Below are 16,892 nucleotides of genomic sequence, written 5' to 3' on the forward strand. Positions count from 1 at the left end.
GTGCGCCGGTGGTCTCATAACAAACTGTCGGCGGGCTTGCAGACCCGGTCGCTGAATTGGCAGCGACGTCCCAGAGGTTATCGATGCCCCAGATGAGGGGCAAGACAGACAATCCCTAAAGTTCGGTAGGATCGATCGTCGAATTTGAGGCGTGGTTAAACACAATAAACAAGATCGAACACCGACCCTGTGGGAGCGGGCTTGCCCGCGAAAGCGATTTGTCATTCAACATTAATGTCGACTGACCCACCGCATTCGCGAGCAAGCCCGCTCCCACATTTGGACGGCGGTGTTTTTAGAATCCGCGATGCCGCTTGAGGTGTTCGTTGATCTTCGCCGCCGGTACTTTCTGCAGGCTGACCAGCAAATCATGGGACAACTCGCGCAACCCATGCTTCTGTCGCAACTCTTGCGCCAAATGCGCCGTCAGGTTGGCCGCCATCTCGGCATCGGCCATGGCCCGGTGAGCCTTGCCGGTGTGAGGCAGGTTGGCGAACGTGGTGAGGGTGCCGAGTTTGTGGTTCGGCGCGGCGGGCATCAAACGGCGGGCGAGTAGCAAAGAGCAGGCAAAGTTCTGCAAGCGTGTGCGTTTGATGCGTCCGAGTTCAAAGTCCCAGAACTTTTGGTCGAATGCTGCGTTGTGGGCCAGCAGCGGTGTGATGCCGACGAATTCGTTGACTTCGTTCATCACTTGCTCGGCCGACGGCGCGGTGCGCAACATGGCGTTGCTGATGCCGGTGAGTTGTTCGATGAAGGCCGGCACGCGCACGCCGGCGTTCATCAGGCTCTGGTAACGCTCGACGATGCGCCCCTGTTCGAGGATCACCACGGCAATTTCCGTGGCCCGGCAGCTGCTGCTCGGGGAGATCCCGGTGGTTTCAAAGTCGATGACTGCTATGCGTTCCAAACCTGTTTCAACTCCGTAAAAATCAATTCTTGAGCAGCAACGCGCCTTCGATCGGCACGTAGCGGCTGGCGGCGCGGATCAGCGAATTGGCCGTCAGGCCCGGCACGCCATAGGCCACCGCTTGCACCCCGTGCTTACTGATGATGCGTTCCAGCAGCATGTCGAAATCACCATCCCCGGAGGCCAGCACCACTTCGTCGACATGATCGGCGGCGTCCATGATGTCGAGGGTGATGCCCACGTCCCAGTCGCCCTTGGCCGAGCCGTCGCTGCGCTGGATGTAGGGCTTGAGCTTCACAATGAAGCCGAGGTTGCGCAGGATTTGCTGGAACTGCTGCTGTTTGCTGTCGCCACGATCGATCGCATAGGCATACGCCTCGACGATCTCCCCCTGTTTGCTGATGTCAGCCCACAGGGCGGCGTAGTTGAAGTGGCAACCATAGGCCTGACGCACGGTGTAATAGAGGTTCTGGACATCGGCGAACACTGCGATTTTTTTCACCGGGGTTCCTCTTGGCGCGCTGAAGCGCGGGCAGGATCAGGCACCAGGCCCGAAAAGTCGCCCAGTATGCCAGCCCAAAGGAATGTTCCGCGAATAATCGGCCCGAAGCGCCGTAGCGCTCCGGACGAATGGCGTGTCAGACGAAGGAATCGTCGTCGCCGCCGAAGAACGATGAACTGTCATCGCTGTAGTCGGCGTCGGTGAAACCACCCTGGTCATTGTTGTAGGAATCGTTATCGGCAACCTGCTGGTTGTCAGCCTGATCATTGACCGGCGCCGGTTCTTCCTTGATGACTTCGACCACTTCTTCAGGTTGCTGATTGTGCTGAAACAGACTGCTGATCCCTTGCGCCAGCATCACACCACCGGCCACCCCTGCGGCGGTTTTCAGCGCACCGCCCAGGAAACTGCCACCAGCGCCCGGAGCCTGCTGTTGCGGGGCGTAATTCTGCTGCGGGGCACCGAAGTTTTGCTGTGGTGGCTGCGCGTTGAACGACGGCCGTGCCGGTTCACGCCAGCCGCCGGTGGAGGGAGGTGCACTCTGGGTGGGGGCGGGCTGCGGGTCCCGGGAACCGCCACCGAAGATACTCGACAAAAAGCCACCACCGCTCGGTGCCGGAGCAGTCGTCTGCGCCTTGGCCTGTTGCAGTTCGGCCTGCAATTGCTGGACTTGCCGGGTCAGTTGCTTGTTCTGTTCGTCGAGGCTCTTGATCGCTGCCTCTTGCACCAGAATCGCCTGGGTCATGAAATAACCTGCCGCGGGTTGGCGAGTCAGGTGCTCCTTGATCCGCGCCTCGGCCTGGGCATCGCGCGGGGCTGAGTCCGTTTCGGCCTGTTGCAGCCGGGAAAACAGTCCATCGATCAGGGTTTGTTCTTCGCTGTTCATGGCGACCTCGTAGATTGCCGGGAATATCGTCGCCCTCATCCACTGTGGATCAGGTGCTCACGAGTAATGGAGGCTGCTACAGGATGTTTCAATGACCTTTACCGAACGTTTACGTTTGCGCCCCGAAGGGTTTCATCGGTTAAAGTGGGCCACTGCTTTCAACCTGCGATATCGACTGATGAATTCGTTAGATGTACTGCGTGACTCTCTGTATTTCTTCAAGCGCAATCTCGCCCAGATCGCCCAGCTGTGCCTGCCGCTGGTGATCTTCGAGGCGATTTTGCAGCAAGTGGTCGACCAGTCCACGGAGCCGGACAGTTTTCCCGGTATCAGTGTGATGGTCGGCTTGCTGGTTTACCCGCTGTACACCGGCGCACTGATCCTGTTTCTCGATGCCCGCAGCCGTGGTGAATCACCGCGCACCCGCGACCTGCTGGCGATGTCGGCAACCCTGTGGCCGCGTTTTGCCTTGCTGACCGCGCTCAATACCTTGCTGATCCTGATCGGCCTGTCGCTGTATTTCCTGCCGGGCATCTGGCTGATGGTGACCCTCGCTTTCGGCGAATACCTGCTGGTGCTGCGCGGCTTGGCCCCGCTCGCAGCAATGAAGGAAAGCCTGCGCCTGACCCGCGGCCATTTCCTGCGCATCCTGGTGTGCATTCTGTGCGTGATGGGTCCGCTGTGGCTGCTCAAGGGTGCGACCCTGACGGTCTACCCTGAACCGCAGAACCCGGTGATTTCGCTGCTGATCGACAGCGCTCACAGCTTCCTGCAACTGTTCACCAGCGTGGTGCTGTTCCGCTTGTTCATGCTGATCAGCGATGTACCGGAGAAAATCGACGGGCCGCTCTGACCGCTCTACCCGTGGGCTTCGGCCCGGGTCTCGGTTATGCTCGGGTCAACTTTTGTAACGCTATAAGCCGAGCCATGACCCGACTACTGCGCTACACCCTGCTGGGCCTGTTGATTGTGATCGGCCTGGTGGCCTTGCTGATCTACAACCTGACCTGGCGCCCCGAGGCCAAGGAAGCACTGCCGGTCAGTTGCAACGCTCAGGCGCCGACGCTGGTGCCTGGCCAGGCGCTCAAAGTGATGACCTGGAACGTCCAGTTCCTGGCGGGCAAGCGCTACGTATTCTGGAACGACCTGGCCGCCGGCAACGACGAAAAACCCACCTCTGAAGACATGGCTTTCAGCCTCGATGAAGTGGCGCGGGTGATTCGCGACGAGCAACCGGACGTGGTTCTGCTGCAAGAACTCAATGAGGGTGCCAAGGCCAGCGATTACCAGAACCAGCTCAAATTACTTCAGGAGCGGGTCGCGGACCTTTACCCGTGCAGTGCCCACGCCTTCGACTGGAAGGCTGATTTCGTACCTGAACCGCACATCTTCGGCAGCGTTGGCCGGCAACTGGCAACCCTCAGTCGCTACCGGATCGGCCACGCCGAACGCCAGCAATTGCCGGTCGCACCGGCCAACTTCATCAGTCGTCAGTTCAAACCGAAAAACGCCTTGCTGGTGAGTTATCTGCCGCTGAGCGATGGCGGCCAGATGGCAGTGCTCAACACCCATCTGGACCGCGTGATCCCACCCGACGAAACGCTGCAAGCCCAAGTGACCGCAATTACCAAAGTCCTCGACAGATTCGAGAGCCGCGGCACGCCGTGGCTGATCGGGGGTGACTTCAACCTGTTGCCGCTGGGGCAATATCGACGTTTGCCCGACGAGCAACGCACGCCCTACTCCGCCGACAGCGCACTGCACGTGCTGTGGGACAAGTACCCGATGATCCCCACCAACAACGAAGCCAGTGGCATCGACCGGGCGCGGTGGCTGACCCATTACCCGAACGATCCAGGGCTGAACGGCCCGGACCGGACCGTCGACTACCTGTTCTACAGCCCTCGGATCAAACGGGTCGAGGCGATGGTGAGGCAGGACGACACCTTGCGCATCTCCGACCACTTGCCGGTGATTGCGCGGTTCCTGTTGCCGGCCGCGCCTTAACCTTCACTCAATACCAAACCTGTGGGAGCGGGCTTGCTCGCGAAAGCGATTCATCATTCAACATTGATGTTGGCTGACCCACCGCCTTCGCGAGCAAGCCCGCTCCCACATGGATGGCGCCTTCAATGCGCCTCCTCCAGCTCGTCATGCAGCAATCCGAAAATCTTGCGCTTCATGTCGATGAACGAGCGCTCCATGACCATGTCCAGGGTCCGTGGGCGTTCAATCGGCACGTCCAGAATCTGCTTGATCCGCCCCGGCCGTGCGCCCATGACGTAAACCCTATCGCCCAACAGAATCGCCTCGTCGATATCGTGGGTCACGAACAACACGGTCTTTTTGCTGTTGCCCCAGACCCGCAACAACAGCTGCTGCATTTGCAGGCGAGTCTGGCTGTCGAGGGCGCCGAAAGGTTCGTCCATCAGCAGGATTTGCGGGTCATTGGCCAACGCGCGAGCAATCGCTACACGCTGCATCATGCCGCCGGAAAGCTGCTTGGCGTAGTTGTCGGCGAACCCGGTCAGGCCGACTTCATTGACGTAGTAATCGACGATCTCCTTGCGCTTCGCCGCCGGCATGCCGCGACGCTTGAGACCGAACTCGACGTTCTGCCGCACGGTCAGCCACGGGAACAACGTATAGCTCTGGAACACCATGCCGCGATCCGCACCCGGCCCCTGGACTTGCTGGCCACCGACGTAAATCTCGCCTTCGGTGGGTTCAGCCAGGCCGGCGGTGAGGTACAGCAGGCTCGACTTGCCGCAACCCGAAGGTCCCACCAGTACGGCGAACTGCTGATCCGGGACTTCGAAGGACACCTGATCCAGCGCGGTGAATATTCCGCCATCAGGCTTTTGATAACGCAGGCCGACCTTGTCCACTTGCAAGCGGGGCGCGGCGTGCACGGGGGCAGCCTGGGGCGTGACGAAACTATGATTGGCAGCGGTTACTGAGCCCATGCGGCGATCCTCAGACGTAGGAAACGGAACAGTTGATCGGTGACCAGGCCCAGCAGGCCGATGATCGCGATTGCCAGGAAAATCACATCCACCTGAAAGCCGCGCATGGCTTTGAGGCTCAGGTAACCCAGGCCGCTGGAAGCCGCGACCAGCTCGGCGACCACCAGGTAAGTCCAGGCCCAGCCCATGGTCACGCGCAAGGTGTCGAGCACACCGGGCAAGGACGCCGGGGCAATCACATGCAACACTGCATCGCGGCGGTTCGAGCCTAAGGTGTAAGACGCGTTGATCAGGTCTTTGGAGATGCCTTTGGACACGTCTGCGATCATCACCAGTTGCTGGAAAAACACCCCGAAGATGATCACCGAGACCCGCTGTTCCAGACCGATGCCGATCCACAGAATGAACAGCGGAACGAACGAGGTCACCGGTAGGTAGCGGATGAAGTTGACCATCGGCTCGAGGAACGCCTGGACGATGCGGAAGCTGCCCATCAGCAACCCCAGCGGCACGGCCACCAGGGACGACACGATGAAACCGACCATCACCACTTCGACACTGGCCCACACATGCTGCCCGAGAGTGCCGTCACGGCTCAGGCGCACGGCGGCCTCGACCACCGCGCCGGGTGTCGGCAGGAACATGCCCGGCACCACACCGCCATAAGACAGCCCGGCCCACAGGCCCACCAACAGCACCCAGGCCAGGCCGCTGGCGCTCCAGATCACCGCCACCGGCAAGCCGGTCTTGGGCGTGATGCAGCGGCTCAGCCACGAATTGCGCTTGAACATGCGGACCTCCTAGAGCGGGCTGACGAAGCGGTTGTCGATCAGGTCGTCATTGCTGACGTTGTAGGGTTTGCCCTGCAATTCACTGGCAGTCTCGTTGGCCAGTTTGATCAGCGGCGCGCTATCGCCCGGCTTGCCCGGCGAGCCGAACAGTTTTTCGCTCATGGCCTGATCGTAGAACCGCACGCCTTGGGCCGCGGCGGCCAACTCCTTCGGATCGGCCAGGTAACCACCGACGCCCTTGGCCATGATTTTGTAGGCTTCCTCCGGATGATCCTTGGTGTACTGCACCGCCTTGTACAGACCGGCCACCAACGCCTTGACGTCCTCCGGCTGCTTTTCGATGACGGTGCAGTTGAGCGCCACCACGTCGACGATCACGCCCGGCGTGCTGCTGCTGTCGATCAGCACCTTGCCTTGTTGCTTGTTGCGGACCATCGACAGATGCGGCTCCCAAGTCACGGCGGCCGGCACACGCCCGGCGATGAACGCGGTGGCGGCGTCGTCGGCCGTCATGTTCTGCACGGTGATGTCACTCATGCTCATGCCGTTTTTTTTCAGCAAGTAAGACAGCCAGAACTGCGAGGTCGAACCTTCGTTCACCGCCACGGCTTTGCCCTTGAGCTCTTGCAGGCTCTTGACGTCCTTGCCGACCAGAACACCGTCGCCACCATGGCTGTCATCCAGTGCGGCGACAGCCTTGAAGCAGAATTGCGGACGGTATTTGAGTATTTCGTCGATGGTCGACGCCGAGCCTGACAATTCGCCTGACGCCTGGGCGGCCATGTACATCGCGGCCTCTTCGACGACGGGCAATTCGACGGTCAAACCGTTTTCCTTGAAGTAGCCCAGATCCTTGGCCAGATAGAGCGTGCCGTAGCCGACCCACGTGGTATGGCCGATGGACAAGGTGCCGGCCTGGGCGCTGGTGGCGACCGTCGCAGCGATGGCGGTGACCGCCAGTGGATGAGCGAAACGGGTAAGCAAGGACTTGATCATGGAGCACTCCCAAAGCTGTTGATTTAGTTTTGTCATGGGCAGTACGGCCAGCGGCCATGGAGAAGAGCGGCTACCTGAGGTCTCTGATGGACCTTTCGGCGAGCAGCGTTTGGCTTGCTGGCGAAGTCGATGTTGGCCCAAGGCCGGGATTAGGAAAATTAGGAAATATGTCGAGGCGAGCGATGAAAAAACTGGGTAGCGTGCACTGCGAAAGGGCGGGGTTGGCGGGGGTGCACGGGGTGGGTGCAAAAGGTGATAAATCTGTTGAATGGGCAAAAGCAATCGCGGGCAAGCCCGCTCCCACAGGTCATGTGTCGTGCCTGAATCCTGAGGCCGACACAAATCCTGTGGGAGCGGGCTTGCCCGCGATTAAGGTCCGAAGGACCTTCCGACAATGTCAGAGCCGACCGTATTCCTGCGCCGTACGATCCACCGCTTTCAAGGTTTTCCCCACCAGCTCATCAACCTCCTCACGACTGGCAATCAACGCCGGTGCCATGATCATCCGCCCCAGCGTCGAGCGAATAATTACCCCTTCCTCAAAGCCAATCGTGCGGCAGCGCCACGCGATGTCGCTCTCGTTGGCAAAGCGCTTGCGGCTGGTTTTATCCTCGGCCAATTGCAGCGCCGCCACCATGCCGACGCCCTGGATATCGCCCACCAGCGGGTGGTTGCCGAACACCTCGCGCAAGCACTGTTGCAGGTACGGGCCGATGTCATCCTTGACCCGCGTCACCACCCCTTCATCGCGCAACGCCTTGAGGTTGGCGATGGCCACCGCCGCCGCCACCGGGTGCCCGGAATAGGTCAGGCCATGGGCAAATACCCCGCCCTGCTCCACCAGCACCTGAGCCATTTTCTTCGACAGAATCAGCCCGCCCATGGGGATATACCCGGAGGTCAAACCCTTGGCGATCGACAGTGTGTCCGGCTCAAAACCGAAGTGCTCGTGGGCGAACCATTCGCCGGTGCGACCGAAGCCACCGATCACTTCATCGGCGCACAGCAGCACGTCGTACTTGCGGCAGATCCGCTGAATTTCCGGCCAGTAACTTTCGGGTGGAAAGATCATCCCGCCGGCGCCCTGGAACGGTTCGGCGATGAATCCGGCAACCTTGTCCGCACCCAATTCAAGAATCTTCGCTTCCAGTTGCTGTGCCGCTCGCAGGCCAAATTCAGCCGGCGTCAGGTTGCCCTCGTGGGCGAAAAAGTACGGCTCGTCGATGTGTTCGATGTCAGGCAGCATGCCGCCCATTTCGTGCATGAACTTCATGCCACCGAGCGCCGTCGCGGCCAGGGTTGAGCCGTGGTAACCGTTCCAGCGACCGATCATGACTTTCTTCTCGGGCTTGCCGAGGATCGTCCAGTAACGACGCACGGTGCGGATCAACACCTCGTTGGCTTCGGAGCCCGAGTTGGTGTAGATCGCGTGGCTGTAGTGCCCCGGCAACAGGCTGAACAGCAGCTCCGACAGCTCGATCACCTGCGGGTGAGTGGTGTGGAAAAACATGTTGTAGTACGGCAACTGCTCCAGCTGTCGGGTCGCGGCGGCGGCCAGGTCCTTGCGGCCGTAACCGAGGTTGGTGCACCACAACCCGGACATGCCGTCGAGGTAACGCCGACCATCGTTGTCCCACAGATGCAGGCGTTCGCCACGGACCATCACCCGCGGTCCTTCGTCGTTGAGCGCCTTCTGATCGACGAATGCATGGATGTGGTGCGCAGCGTCGGCGGCCTGGTAGTCGCGGGTTTCACGTGGTGTGTTCATCGCCAGTTCTCCGTTTTGTTATTAGCGGCTGTTATGAGCGCAGCTGAAACCAAGTGGTCTTCAACTGGGTGTATTTATCGAATGAATGCAGCGACAGGTCGCGGCCGAAACCGGACTGTTTGCCGCCGCCGAAAGGCACGGTCACGTCCAGCGCATCGACGCTGTTGACCGACACCGTACCGGCTCGCAATTGCCGCGCCACGCGGTGGGCGCGATTGAGGTCGTCGGTCCACAGCGAGGCCGCCAATCCGTAGACGCTGTCGTTGGCCAGTTGCAAGGCATGGGCCTCGTCATCGAACGCCGTGACCGCCAGCACCGGGCCAAATACTTCGTCGCGAAACAGCGGCATGTCCGGGCTCACACCCGTGAAGATGGTCGGTTGAATAAAGTTGTCGGAGCCGTTGAAGATCGACTGCCGGCCACCGCACACCTTCGTCGCGCCTTGGCGTTCGGTCTGCTGGATGAACTTCATGATGCGTGCGGTCTGACGGCTGTCGACAATCGCCCCGGCGTGGCTCGACGGGGCCAGCGGATCACCCGGTTGCCAGCGCTCGGCCTGAACCATGAGCCGCTCGACGAACTCGTCATGGATCGAGCGCTCCACCAGCAACCGCGAGTTAGCCGAACAGACTTCGCCCTGATTGAAGAAGATCCCGAACGCAGCTTTCTCTGCGGCCAGATCAAGGTCCTGACAATTAGCAAATACCAGATTGGCACTCTTGCCGCCGCACTCCAGCCACACCTGTTTGAGGTTCGATTGCGCGGAGTACTGCATGAAATATTTGCCGACTTCGGTGGAGCCGGTGAACACCAGGCAATCGACATCCGGGTGCAAGCCGAGGGCTTTGCCGGTCTGCTCGCCGAGACCCGGCAGCACGTTTAGCACGCCTGCTGGCAGGCCGGCTTCCAACGCCAGCTCGGCCAGGCGCAACGCGGAAAACGGTGACTGCTCGGCCGGCTTGAGAATCACCGAATTGCCTGCTGCCAGCGCTGGAGCGAGTTTCCAGGCAGCCATGTCCAAAGGGAAATTCCACGGCACCACCGCTGCGACGACACCGAGGGCTTCACGGGTGATGGTCGCCAGCACGTTCTGCGCGCTGGGGGCGATTTGGTCGTAGAGTTTGTCGAGGCTTTCGGCGTACCAGCGAAACACCCCGGCGGCGCCCGGCACGTCGATGGTGTAGGCGTCCATGACTGGTTTGCCCATGTTCAGCGAATCGAGCAGCGCCAGTTCTTCGCGGTGGGCCATGATCAGATCGGCCAGACGCAGCAGCACTTGTTTGCGCTCACCCGGCGAGCGTGCCGACCAGGTGCCGGCCTCGAACACCTGCCGCGCATTGCGCACCGCTGCGTCCACCTCTTCAACACCGCACGCGGTCACGTTAGCCAGGCACTGGCCGGTGGCGGGATTGATCGCGGCGAAGGTCTGCCCGGACTGCGCCGAACGGGGTTTACCGTCGATCACTGCCTGGTCGGGAAACTGCAGCGCAGCGGCTTTGTTTTGCCAATATGCAAGCTCGAACACGTTCAGATGCTCCATGGGCTTTTCTTGTGCAGTGGATGGTGGCCCAGGCCTGTGTCCAGGAAAAATAGTAAAAATGTGTTCGCAGACGATGAAAAAACTGGGCAGCCAATCTCCCCAGTTGCGCGGCATGTGGTTATTGTTCAAGCACAACAACACCGTCGTACGAACGGATGCGGGCGGCGCGCAAATTGCCTGGATGTCGAATCCATCCACCCTGAGGTTTGCCGTGGCCGCCTACAATCTGCGTCAATTGAAGTACTTCATCACCACCGTCGAGTGCGGCAGCGTTGCCGAGGCGTCGCGCAAGCTGTACATCGCCCAGCCGGCGATCTCCACGGCGATCAAAGGCCTGGAGGACAGCTTCGGCGTGCAACTGCTGATCCGTCATCACGCCCAGGGCGTGTCCTTGACCCCCAGCGGTGCGCGCTTCTACCGCAAGGCCCAGGAGCTGCTGCGCATGGCCAAGGAGTTCGAACAGAACGCCCTCGCCGACAACGACGTGGTGGCCGGGCAAATCGATATCGGCTGCTTCGAAACCGTCGCGCCGCTGTACCTGCCACAGTTGATTGCCGGGTTCTCGGCGCTGTATCCGGGGGTGAAAATCCGCATCCGCGACGGCGAGCAGCAAGAACTGGTGCAAGGCCTGACCTCGGGCGCCTTCGACCTGGCGATCCTGTACGAACACGACCTCGACGCCACCATCCAGACCGAACCGCTGATGCCGGCACAGCGACCTTATGCGTTGCTGCCAGCGGATCATCGCTTTGCCCAACTCAAGCAAGTGTCGCTGCGCGATCTGTGCCTGGAACCGATGATCCTGCTGGACGTGCAACCGAGCCGCACCTACTTTGTCAGCCTGTTCGAAGAGCTGGGCCTGACGCCCAACATCGCCTTCAGCTCACCGTCGATCGAAATGGTCCGGGGCATGGTCGGCCAAGGGTTCGGCTTCTCGATCCTGGTGACTCGACCGCATTCGGAATGCACCTATGACGGCAAGAAAGTAGTGTGCGTGGACATCGTCGAAGACGTCACCGGATCAGGGCTGGTAGCAGCGTGGCTCAAGCGCGGACAACTGACCAAACCGGCGCAGTTGTTTGCTGACTACTGTAGAGAACAGCTCACTGCCAAGGCCGAAAGATCACACCCAATCCTGTAGGCGCCAGGCTTGCTGGCGATGGGCCTTAAAGACTTGCATCGACCTTGAAGCCGCTATCGCAGGCAAGCCAGCTCCCACAGGGATACGCATACGCTTGAAGTGATAGGCCGACCGGTAGGCCGCCTCGCTTTTGCGGTACACCCCCTCGAGGCCGAGCGCAGGTTCTGCGCAGTGGGCAACCCGGCAAGTTTAGACTCGCCGAGGTTCTCGCCGGGCTGACCATTTCATTAGGGGCAAAAGCGCTTGGTTACTTGGCGCTTTTCCAAGTAACCCGCCGTAAGGGCGGCCCCCTAATTCGCCGCTACCGCACAAATGGATATACACACAAAAATCACTTGCGAGGCTTGATCCGAGCCGTAGCCTCAGCCACCAACGGATCATCCGGCCAGTAATGCTTCGGATACCGCCCCTTCAAATCCTTCTTCACCTCGGCATACGTACTACGCCAGAAGTTCGCCAGATCCTGCGTCACCTGCACCGGCCGCCGCGCCGGCGACAACAGATGCAACTTCACCACTTGCCGCCCCCCGGCAATCCGCGGGGTTTCAGCCAAGCCAAACAGCTCCTGCAAACGTACCGCCAGAATCGGCGGTTGCTCACTGTAATCCAGACGAATCGACGACCCCGACGGCACGCTCAAATGATGCGGAGCCAGCTCATCGAGCCGTTGCGGCAGCGGCCACGGCAGCAGGTTATGGACGATGCTCGACAAGTCCAGATTGGCAAAATGACTGAGCCGCGAGACTTTCCCCAGATACGGCATCAACCAGTGCTCAAGGCTTTTGAGCAGCGCAGCATCGCTGACATCCGGCCACTCACTTTGGTCCTTGCTGCCAAGGTCCAACTGCCGCAACAACGCCACCCGCGCCTGCCATTGACGCAGCTCCGGGGTCCAGGGCAACAGCTCCAGACCTTTGCGCCGCACCAGATTCACCAGCGCCTGACTGCGCGCGGTTTCATCGAGCCCGGTCAGTGGCTCACGGCTGAGGATCAATTCTCCGACCTTGCGCTGACGCTCGGCGCGCAACACGCCTTCGCGCTCGTCCCAATCCAGTTGATCGACGCAGCGCACTTGCTCCGCCAGCACAGAATCGAACAGCGCCGGATCGAAATCCGCCGCCAGGTAAATCCGTTCTTCACGCTGGCCCTGACGACTGCCGAGATCAGCAATCACCAGCCAGGGTTGTTTCATCAAACTGTCGGCTTCAGCGAACAGCGCGGCACGGCCATTGGCCAGGCGATATTCCGCGCCACCGGCCCGGCGCTGCTGAGCGACGCGATCGGGATAGGCCAACGCCAACAGCGCACCGAGCCAGCGCGGATGATCCGGATCGCTGACCGGCTCCGACGCCTTGCCACGCAGGTAACCTCGATACTGCCGCGCCAGTTGCCGGGCCCGTTGAACGCCACCCTGAGCACCGCGTGCGGCCCGTTCTTCGCCGGACAGCAGCACCAGTCGACTGTGCAGATCTGCCCCGGCACCGCGCAGGATATCCCGCTCACCGAGCAGCGCCGCGACATCGCTGGCCATGTCTGCCAGGCCGAGCGCCTGACCGCGCAACAACAAATGCGCGATACGCGGATGGGCCGGCAGTTCGGCCATGGCCTTACCGTGGCGGGTCAGCGTCTCGCCATCCAGTGCGCCCAAGCGCTCAAGCAAATCCTGAGCCTGCGCATAGGCCGCTGCCGGTGGTACGTCGAGCCACACCAATTGCCCGGGCAGAACGCCCCAGCGCCCGAGTTGCAAAGCCAGACCGGCGAGGTCCGCCGAAAGAATTTCCGCACTGGCGTAGGCCGCCAGTTGCTCGTGCTGATCCTGTGACCACAACCGATAACACACGCCAGGTTCCAGTCGCCCGGCCCGACCCGCACGCTGCGTGGCACTGGCCCGGGAGATGCGCTGGGTGTCGAGACGAGTCATGCCGCTGCCGGGGTCAAATCGCGGCACCCGCGCCAACCCGGCATCGATCACCACGCGCACGCCGTCGATGGTCAGGCTGGTCTCAGCGATGTTGGTCGCCAGCACCACTTTGCGTTTGCCCGCCGGCGCCGGATCAATCGCCGCGCGTTGCGCTGCCAGATCCAGTTCGCCGTGCAACGGGCAGAGCAACACCTTCGTACTCTCACCCAGCGCATCGGCCAGTTGTTGATGCACCCGACGGATTTCCGCCTGCCCCGGCAGGAAGACCAGCACGCTGCCGGTTTCGTCATTCAAGGCTTCAAGGATGGTCTGCACCAAGCGTGGCTCGATGAATTCACCGGGCTGGAACGGCCGGCCCCAGCGCATGGCCACCGGGTACATGCGACCTTCACTGCGCAGGATCGGCGCGTCATCCAGCAACCCGGCCAGGCGTTCGCCTTCCAGGGTCGCGGACATCAACAGGATTTTCAGCGGCTGATCGTCACGAAACAGTTCCCGGCCATTCAGGCTCAGGGCCAACGCCAGGTCCGCATCGAGACTGCGTTCGTGGAATTCATCAAAGATCAGCAGGCCCACGCCTTCCAGCGCCGGGTCGTCCTGCAAGCGCCGGGTGAGGATGCCTTCGGTGACCACTTCGATTCGGGTGTTGGGGCCGACTTTGCTGTCCAGACGAATGCGATAACCGACGGTTTCGCCGACCTTCTCGCCCAGCTCGCTGGCCAACCTTTCCGCTGCTGCCCGCGCAGCCAAACGGCGCGGCTCGAGCATCAGGATGGTCTGCCCGGCCAACCACGGCTCGTTGAGCAGGGCCAAAGGCACACGGGTGGTTTTACCGGCGCCGGGCGGTGCTTCGAGCACGGCTTCGTGGCGTGTAGCCAAGGCTTCACGCAGGGCGGGTAAAACTTCATCAATCGGCAAAGAAATCATGCTGGCTCCCAAACAGAGGGCCGAGTATAACGGCGAACTGCTCGGCGTTTGTCGCGGTCCTAATTCATATCGACGACGCTTCGTTTTCCAGAGACTCAGGAGATTTCATATGCGTGTTCCCTTTCGCTTGATTGGCGGTGTATTGGTCGCGACATTGCTGACCCAGGTGACCGCCTGCGGTTCGATTTTCTACCCTGACCGCCGTGGCCAGATTGACGGCAAGATCGACCCGGCCATCGCCGCACTCGATGCCATAGGCCTGTTGTTCTACATCGTTCCCGGTCTGATCGCGTTTGCCGTGGACTTCGCCACCGGCGCGATTTACTACGCACCGGGCGAGACCGCCCAGGTAGCTCCGGAAAAACTCAAGGAAGCCATCGGTGCCGACGGCAAGGTCGATAACCTCAAGTTGCAGACTATTCTCGAAACAGAGCTGGGTCGCAGCTTCCCGCTGGATGATCCACGCTTGATTCAACACAAGGGCAGCGCCCAGCAACTGGCGATGTTCGGCCTGCAACCCGCCGCGTAACGCGTGCACTTCAAGGAGCGAGCGCACTCATGATCTCCAGCTCCGAACACGCCCGCCTGCTGCGGCTGGCGACCCGTGCCTCGGTGGCGGTGGCGTGTACCCTGATTGTCGCCAAAGCCATCGCCTGGTGGTTGAGCGGTTCGGTGAGCATGCTCGCCGGGTTGACCGACTCGACACTCGACGGCTTCACCGCGTTGCTCAACTTGCTGGCGGTGCATTACGCCTTGCGCCCGGCCGACAACGATCATCGCTACGGGCATGGCAAGGCCGAGTCGCTGGCGGGGATGGCTCAGGCGCTATTCATTGGCGGCAGTGCGGTGCTGATTGCCTTGCAGGCAGTCGACCGGCTGAAGCATCCGGAACCGGTGGGGGCGCCGTGGATCAGCATCGGCGTCATTGTGTTTTCCCTCGCCCTGACCCTGGCCCTGCTGATGTTGCAGCATCGCGTCGTCAAGGCCACCGGCTCCAGCGCGGTGCGCGCCGATTCCCTGCATTACCGCTCGGACATGTTGCTCAACGGCAGCATTCTGGTGGCGCTGGTGCTGGCCGGCTTTGGCTGGCATCAGGTGGATCCCTGGTTCGGATTGGGGATCGCCGCCTACATCCTCTGGAGCGCGATTCAGATTGCCCGGGAAAGTTTTGCGGTGCTGATGGATGAAGAGCTGCCGCCCGATGTGAGCCAGCACATGCTCGAACTGGCCTGCAGCGTACCGGGCGTATTGGGGGCGCACGACCTGCGCACGCGGATTTCCGGTAACCAGTGGTTTGTGCAATTGCACTTGGAGTTACCGGGCGAGCTGACCCTGTCAGTCGCCCACGGCATCAGCGATCAAGCCGCCGATGCGATTCACGCCGCCTACCCACGAGCCGAAGTGCTGGTGCACGCCGACCCGCAGGAAGTGGTGCCGGCTGCCGGGGCTCAGTAACTCACCTGATAACCGCGACTGCTCAGGCAGTTGCCCTGGGCCTGGCGGTAGGCTTGCACCACCGACGGGTCCGGTTGATAGGTGGCGGTTCGCGGATCGAAGCCACTCTGCTGCACCGCATACTGATAGCAATCGTAACCGTCCTGGTTGACCTGCTGCGGCGACTGGCCGTTGGCCGGATAAGCCACCACGTCAAAGCTGTTGCTGACCGGTTGCGGCTGCGGTTGCACGGGCGGCTCGACCACCACGTAATCCTGAGTGTTCTCCTGGTAGGCGTAATACGAGCCTGCCGCCAGGAACAACAGCGCCCCGCCGATCCACACTTCACGGGCGTAATCGGGCAGGTAGCTGACACGGATTCCCCGTGGCGGCTGCACCACTACATAACGCGGGCCGAGCGGGCGATACCAGTAGCCACCGGAGTAGAAGTAATCCTGACCACGGTACGGCACGCGGTAGTCACGATCCGGGAAGCGATCGATCACGTGGCCGGGTCGGTACTGCGGGCCGGGGCCCCAGCCGTTTCCGTGCCCGTCCGGGCGACCGGACCAGCGACGGTCATCGGGACGCGGAGCGTTATTCTGCCAGTGCTGATTGTTATCGTTGCGCCGCGGCACATCCTGATAGTAGCCGCGCTGCGGTTGCTGGGTCTGACGCACGGTGTCCGGCCGCCCCTGGATCGGCAGGTCATTGGCCGGCAGCTGCGGCGGCGGAGGTGGCGGGCGAACCGGACTGTTGTAGTCGGGCGCCGGACGGTTCTGCCGCTGGCCGTCGTTCTGATTTTGGCCGTTGTGCTCGAACTGACGGCTGTTGTCGCCGCGAATGATGTTGTCGCTGTTCTGCGGACGTGGCTGATTATTGCCGCCACGCCCCTGATTGTTGCCCTGATGGCCGTCCGAGCCACGTTGTCCGCCGTCGGGGCCACGGTTTTGCGGCTCATCGGCCAGCGATTGCGCAGTGACACTTACACACAGCAAACCAACACCGGCCAAACGCCAGATGCGCGACTTCATGCTTTTCCTCACTGCGGGTTAGGGCCTGTACGTAAGACTGGGAAAGCACAGACCGGTTCTGCAACAGGTTATCAGTCAC

15 protein-coding genes are annotated in these 16,892 nt (G+C 61.3%); 5 read left to right on the top strand and 10 right to left on the bottom strand.

Features of this window, described 5'->3' with window-relative positions:
- Nucleotides 1-295 precede the first annotated feature (295 nt).
- The 3 genes from ACA055_RS25970 to ACA055_RS25980 all read right to left on the bottom strand — a co-directional run bounded on the left by ACA055_RS25970 (nt 296) and on the right by ACA055_RS25980 (nt 2,295).
- Nucleotides 296-907, bottom strand: coding sequence for a 3'-5' exonuclease (locus ACA055_RS25970; RefSeq protein ID WP_046048736.1), 612 nt, complete (start codon nt 905-907; stop codon nt 296-298).
- 22 nt (nt 908-929) lie between these two features.
- The gene (locus tag ACA055_RS25975) at nt 930-1,409 is read right to left on the bottom strand and encodes a LabA-like NYN domain-containing protein (RefSeq protein ID WP_054052625.1); all 480 of its coding nucleotides are present in this window, start codon (nt 1,407-1,409) and stop codon (nt 930-932) included.
- Nucleotides 1,410-1,545: 136 nt separating this feature from the next.
- Complete coding sequence (locus ACA055_RS25980) at nt 1,546-2,295, bottom strand: DUF2076 domain-containing protein (RefSeq protein WP_497681194.1); 750 nt, start codon at nt 2,293-2,295, stop codon at nt 1,546-1,548.
- A gap of 178 nt (nt 2,296-2,473) precedes the next feature.
- Between ACA055_RS25980 and ACA055_RS25985 the strand changes: the two genes are divergently transcribed.
- Both ACA055_RS25985 and ACA055_RS25990 read left to right on the top strand, forming a co-directional pair.
- Nucleotides 2,474-3,148 (top strand): YciC family protein, encoded by a 675-nt coding sequence (locus tag ACA055_RS25985; RefSeq protein WP_497681195.1) that lies wholly within the window; start codon nt 2,474-2,476, stop codon nt 3,146-3,148.
- 74 nt (nt 3,149-3,222) lie between these two features.
- Entirely contained in the window at nt 3,223-4,302 is a 1,080-nt protein-coding gene (locus tag ACA055_RS25990) for an endonuclease/exonuclease/phosphatase family protein (RefSeq protein WP_497681196.1), read from the top strand.
- A 122-nt stretch (nt 4,303-4,424) separates the two neighbouring features.
- On the opposite strand, the gene ACA055_RS25995 is transcribed toward ACA055_RS25990, so the two are convergent.
- The 5 genes from ACA055_RS25995 to ACA055_RS26015 all read right to left on the bottom strand — a co-directional run bounded on the left by ACA055_RS25995 (nt 4,425) and on the right by ACA055_RS26015 (nt 10,341).
- Complete coding sequence (locus tag ACA055_RS25995; RefSeq protein WP_497681197.1) at nt 4,425-5,261, bottom strand: ABC transporter ATP-binding protein; 837 nt, start codon at nt 5,259-5,261, stop codon at nt 4,425-4,427.
- Nucleotides 5,249-6,052: an ABC transporter permease gene (locus ACA055_RS26000; RefSeq protein ID WP_497681198.1), complete on the bottom strand. Its 804-nt coding sequence runs from the start codon at nt 6,050-6,052 to the stop codon at nt 5,249-5,251. The genes ACA055_RS25995 and ACA055_RS26000 overlap by 13 nt, the downstream gene beginning before the upstream one ends.
- A gap of 9 nt (nt 6,053-6,061) precedes the next feature.
- On the bottom strand, nt 6,062-7,048 hold the full coding sequence (locus ACA055_RS26005; RefSeq protein ID WP_497681199.1) for an ABC transporter substrate-binding protein: 987 nt from the start codon (nt 7,046-7,048) through the stop codon (nt 6,062-6,064).
- A 397-nt stretch (nt 7,049-7,445) separates the two neighbouring features.
- The gene (locus ACA055_RS26010) at nt 7,446-8,816 is read right to left on the bottom strand and encodes an aspartate aminotransferase family protein (RefSeq protein WP_497681200.1); all 1,371 of its coding nucleotides are present in this window, start codon (nt 8,814-8,816) and stop codon (nt 7,446-7,448) included.
- A gap of 31 nt (nt 8,817-8,847) precedes the next feature.
- Nucleotides 8,848-10,341, bottom strand: a complete 1,494-nt coding sequence (locus ACA055_RS26015) for an aldehyde dehydrogenase (RefSeq protein WP_497684492.1) — start codon at nt 10,339-10,341, stop codon at nt 8,848-8,850.
- Nucleotides 10,342-10,567: 226 nt separating this feature from the next.
- Between ACA055_RS26015 and ACA055_RS26020 the strand changes: the two genes are divergently transcribed.
- A complete protein-coding gene (locus ACA055_RS26020; protein ID WP_497684493.1) occupies nt 10,568-11,497 on the top strand; it encodes a LysR substrate-binding domain-containing protein in 930 nt (309 codons plus the stop codon).
- Nucleotides 11,498-11,828: 331 nt separating this feature from the next.
- On the opposite strand, the gene hrpB is transcribed toward ACA055_RS26020, so the two are convergent.
- Nucleotides 11,829-14,345 (bottom strand): ATP-dependent helicase HrpB, encoded by a 2,517-nt coding sequence (gene hrpB, locus ACA055_RS26025; RefSeq protein ID WP_497681201.1) that lies wholly within the window; start codon nt 14,343-14,345, stop codon nt 11,829-11,831.
- Nucleotides 14,346-14,454: 109 nt separating this feature from the next.
- Between hrpB and pmcY the strand changes: the two genes are divergently transcribed.
- A complete protein-coding gene (gene pmcY / locus ACA055_RS26030) occupies nt 14,455-14,874 on the top strand; it encodes a periplasmic Zn2+ metallochaperone PmcY (protein WP_497681202.1) in 420 nt (139 codons plus the stop codon).
- Nucleotides 14,875-14,903: 29 nt separating this feature from the next.
- Nucleotides 14,904-15,800 (top strand): cation diffusion facilitator family transporter, encoded by an 897-nt coding sequence (locus ACA055_RS26035; protein WP_497681203.1) that lies wholly within the window; start codon nt 14,904-14,906, stop codon nt 15,798-15,800.
- Here the strand turns inward: ACA055_RS26035 and ACA055_RS26040 are convergent.
- A complete protein-coding gene (locus tag ACA055_RS26040) occupies nt 15,794-16,813 on the bottom strand; it encodes a DUF6515 family protein (protein ID WP_497681204.1) in 1,020 nt (339 codons plus the stop codon). The two genes, ACA055_RS26035 and ACA055_RS26040, sit on opposite strands and share 7 nt — an antisense overlap.
- Nucleotides 16,814-16,892: the final 79 nt, after the last annotated feature.

The sequence above is a fragment of the Pseudomonas sp. LBUM1657 genome (assembly GCF_059716075.1).

Bases quoted from the DNA above. Each gene is read 5' to 3' on its own strand.
- ACA055_RS25980 (WP_497681194.1), bottom strand. From the start codon at position 2,295: ATGAACAGCGAAGAACAAACCCTGATCGATGGACTGTTTTCCCGGCTG.
- ACA055_RS25985 (WP_497681195.1), top strand. From the start codon at position 2,474: ATGAATTCGTTAGATGTACTGCGTGACTCTCTGTATTTCTTCAAGCGC.
- ACA055_RS25990 (WP_497681196.1), top strand. From the start codon at position 3,223: ATGACCCGACTACTGCGCTACACCCTGCTGGGCCTGTTGATTGTGATC.
- ACA055_RS25995 (WP_497681197.1), bottom strand. From the start codon at position 5,261: ATGGGCTCAGTAACCGCTGCCAATCATAGTTTCGTCACGCCCCAGGCT.
- ACA055_RS26000 (WP_497681198.1), bottom strand. From the start codon at position 6,052: ATGTTCAAGCGCAATTCGTGGCTGAGCCGCTGCATCACGCCCAAGACC.
- ACA055_RS26005 (WP_497681199.1), bottom strand. From the start codon at position 7,048: ATGATCAAGTCCTTGCTTACCCGTTTCGCTCATCCACTGGCGGTCACC.
- ACA055_RS26010 (WP_497681200.1), bottom strand. From the start codon at position 8,816: ATGAACACACCACGTGAAACCCGCGACTACCAGGCCGCCGACGCTGCG.
- hrpB (WP_497681201.1), bottom strand. From the start codon at position 14,345: ATGATTTCTTTGCCGATTGATGAAGTTTTACCCGCCCTGCGTGAAGCC.
- pmcY (WP_497681202.1), top strand. From the start codon at position 14,455: ATGCGTGTTCCCTTTCGCTTGATTGGCGGTGTATTGGTCGCGACATTG.
- ACA055_RS26035 (WP_497681203.1), top strand. From the start codon at position 14,904: ATGATCTCCAGCTCCGAACACGCCCGCCTGCTGCGGCTGGCGACCCGT.
- ACA055_RS26040 (WP_497681204.1), bottom strand. From the start codon at position 16,813: ATGAAGTCGCGCATCTGGCGTTTGGCCGGTGTTGGTTTGCTGTGTGTA.